Raw genomic sequence first — 3,728 nt, forward strand, 5'->3', positions numbered from 1 at the left:
CGTTGCAGCCAAAGGAGTATTTCCGACATACGCGTAGCGGTTCCAAGTTTGTGGATTTTCCATAGTCACTGCGCCCAGCCCGGCTGGGTCTGGCGAGATCCATCGCCCTTGCCGCGGAGCATATTCACGGAACGTGAAATCGTACAACCCACCCACGGTAGTCGTCGTATCTTGCGTCTGCCCGGTGAAGCTCAAATCTTTCGTTCCCGTACCGTTGTAGTCTTCGCCAAAAGGCGCATAGGCGCCGTCATAAAACTTGATGCGCCCCGGCAAGGTGGTGGCCAGACCTGAACTGCCCAGCCAGTTCGGATGCCGCCAGTAGTTGGTCAAGCTTCCTGGCCGGTGAACGAACGTCCCGCCTCCAGGCAAGGGCTCGAACGATTGAATTTCAGTCTGTCCGTTCATCAGTGCCAGCTTGCCGGTTGGACCATACATCACCTCGGTGAAGGTCGTCCCGTTCTGCTGTTCCACCGTTCGCCCCATGGCGTCATAGACCAGCGTGGTGGAATCGATGCTCAGCGCACTGCCCCAATTCGGGTCCCACGTGTAGGCGTGCGCCCCATCATTCTGTGGGTTGCCAGCCGTATACGAAACCCCGAGATAATGGTTGGCGGCATCGTATCCCGGCGCAAAACCGATGCCCGTCCCACCAGCGGGCACCGTTTTTGTAACATTCCCGAACGCGTCATAGGTGAATACCTGATTCCAGACATCGAGAAGAGTGTCTGGCAGTAAGTTGGTTCCAAAACCTATTCGATGCTCGGCGGAAGATCGCCGCGTGGCGAAAAGAGTACAACGAAGAACGACCGCACAGCAGTTTGGGTTACGTAACGCCGAAGGAGTTTTCTACATCGATGAGAGCGGCTGAGGCCGGCTCCGCTTTGCTGGCTGCGCCGTCCTCAGCCGCAAACCCGGAGGCGCAAATTGTCGTATGATCGCGTGCACGAAAGCAGGGGGCAGGTCATCCCCTTTCCGGCTCAGCAGGTGAATGTGCTCGGGCATGACCACTTATCCCACCACCACGAATCGACAATGCTGTCGTACCTGTTCCAAAAGTCGCAGAAACAGATCACGGCGTCGAGTGCTGGCCAACCAGCCTGTCGATGATAGCAACTGCAAGTGAGGAAATGCAGGAGTCGAGTTCCGTAGTAGCGCTTAAGACGACTGGGCACGCTGGCAATCTAGCATTGCTCCACTGTCAAAGACTGTGATGCCTGAACCCCTTTCTCCCCCTTTGCAAAAAGCGCAAAGGTGGCCCACCCCCGCGAGCTTCCACAGAAGTACCAGATAGTTTTCTGCTTGAGATATTGCAGAGGGGCTGTGATCAACGAGTTCTTGACGTACTGTCGCATTGAGTTAGCGACAGCTACCGGATCAGGTCCGTTGTTTGCGGCGATTATGTGGGTGGCCATGCTCCCGGTCCGACTTCCAAAAGCGGGTGCTGAAAGTGTGCGGCCGCACGACTGAGTAGCTCCCGCGTGGAGTTCAGCAGCCGGTTGTCAACTAGCAGAACCAAAAAAGGCTCATCACTGAAATATTGCCGCTCCAGAAGGAACATCACATTTTCGGGTAGCGTGTCTACCGTGTCGTGCAGATTCTGGTCGAGTGCTATTGCCAATTCAACCGCAGTTGTGCCGGGGATTCGGGAGGTGCCTATCATTCTGAATCTATCACTCTGCCAAAACTCGTTTATCAATGTCCTGATCTCGTCCGACCCAATGTTTCCATAAAGTGCGCCGTGCCGTGTGTACCCCACCATGCCAATACCTTTGATGATTTCGTTTGGCAACCGCCCCTTGGTTCGTTGAAGTTCGAACCAACAACTGTCAGTCGCGCGACCCATCGCCGCCGATACTTCCATGTAGAAGGCAAGGGCAACATAAAACTCCTCCGCGCAAGCCGCCACTCGGATTAAGGCGCTTGCCACGCGGGTTTCGATGGAAACAAAGTTGTTCGTCTCGGTGGGAGCCGAACCGAGCCTCACATACAAGTTGGAGAGCCGGAATTTCATATTATGGCCATGGCGGGTGGGGACGTTGCTGATGGTGAATGTGCTCGGGCATGACCACGTATCCCACACCACCACGAATCGATAATGCTGTCGTACCTGTTCCAAAACTCGCAGAAACAGATCACGGCGGCGAGCGCTGGCCAACCAGGCCTGTCGATGATAGCAACTGCAAGTAAGGAAATGCAGGAGTCGAGTTCCGTACTAGCGCTTAAGACGACTGGGCACGCCGGCAATCTAGCATTGCTCCACTGTCAAAGACTGTGAAGCCTGAACCCCCACCTTTGCAAAAAGCGCAAAGGTAGCCCACCCGCGGGACGATTCTAGAACCCGGCGAGTGTCAGCGATGTGACGGCTGAACTTTAGTTTTGGCAGAGGGGTCGATCCCCACGTCTCGCAAAAAACGCGAGACATGGGGCACCCGGCACACCGCATCTGTTATTCGTTGACATGCTTTCAGGTCAGGATACTGGAGGTTTCTGTCGTTGAAGCGATGAGGCAAGCATGCTTATGCTAAGTATCGCCGCGAGAACCCACAAAAGCAAGCTACCGACCTTGACAAGTCGCGAAGTTGGAGATACTACGCTGGGCACAAGACCGGAAAATAGTCCTAACGAGAGTTTTGCAGTCGCGAGGCCGAGCGCCAGTCGCTCACGGATACATTTCAGTGTGACAAAGAGCTGGATTAAAACAGCAATTGCGATGAGATGCCCAAGCAGAAATACCATGTCAATTTTAACTGGATCTTGATTGTGTAGCGACCTCCAGCTTAGGGCGACTCCCATCCCCGACAAGGCAACAAAGATCAATGCGATCCGACTGTTCCGATTCGCGCACAAAGTGGCATGAGCATTCCCGGAGTGGTTGTGGCTCATGAATGGCCGCCATATATCTGGTCGCTACAGGTTCGACGAACTTTAAAAGCTACCGAAAGGTCACATACTGCAGCGACCGCGAGAGCCGCGAAAGGGCCTCCTCTCAAAAGATTGGGGGGAGCAAATGGTGCGATATTCGCTAAGACAGTCGCAAACGCCTTATCATCATCACCAAAATTCTCTTCAATGAACTCTCCAGTGGCACACCTTAGATAGTCGGCATAATGCCGGGAAGGCTGTTGTGGATGCTGAGCCTTCACCGCGGGGCCGGGCATACCGAGCTTTCTAGGAACCTCGCCAGGTGAGTACCAGATGCTCATCAGCTCATCAAGAGGCATTAAACCAGAGTTAACCCAGGTCGTTGTGCAATTTCCGAATGCTCCTCCAACCCCGCCGGACACGGCGCCGCTACATGTTTTCTGAAAGTAGTCCACCGCAAGAAGGTATCTGACGTTATCGACACCTACGATGTCACGCGGCCCACACTGCGGGCAATTGACCGTAGCCTCTAATTGAATGAAACCACAGTCCGAGATGACACCATCCAAGACACACCAACTCTTCGTGCCGGTTCTAGGATCGTTAGACTCACCGTTCCCGCAGGAATAGGGTTCAAAGGGCGCCGGTCCACCAACAAACCCGCAGCGCCCGCTCGGATTGCCAGGAAGCGGGGGTCTTAGCGAGGAATTCAGTCCCAAGGGGTCCGTTGCAGCCAAAGGAGTATTTCCGACATACGCGTAGCGGTTCCAAGTTTGTGGATTTTCCATAGTCACTGCGCCCAGCCCGGCTGGGTCTGGCGAGATCCATCGCCCTTGCCGCGGAGCATATTCACGGAACGTGAAATC

General features: G+C 54.7%; 2 protein-coding genes and 1 pseudogene. 1 reads left to right on the forward strand and 2 read right to left on the reverse strand.

What is annotated here, in order from left to right:
* The coding region (locus VFA76_17890; protein ID HZR33721.1) for an RHS repeat-associated core domain-containing protein at nucleotides 1–660 on the reverse strand (660 nt) is incomplete at its 3' end.
* Nucleotides 661–701: 41 nt separating this feature from the next.
* Between VFA76_17890 and VFA76_17895 the strand changes: the two are divergent.
* Nucleotides 702–836 (forward strand): annotated as a pseudogene (locus VFA76_17895) (integrase core domain-containing protein).
* Between the two features lie 560 nt (nucleotides 837–1,396).
* On the opposite strand, the gene VFA76_17900 reads toward VFA76_17895, so the two are convergent.
* Entirely contained in the window at nucleotides 1,397–2,155 is a 759-nt protein-coding gene (locus VFA76_17900) for a hypothetical protein (GenBank protein ID HZR33722.1), read from the reverse strand.
* Nucleotides 2,156–3,728: the final 1,573 nt, after the last annotated feature.

The organism is Terriglobales bacterium (assembly GCA_035651655.1).
GTDB lineage: Bacteria > Acidobacteriota > Terriglobia > Terriglobales > Acidobacteriaceae > DASRFG01.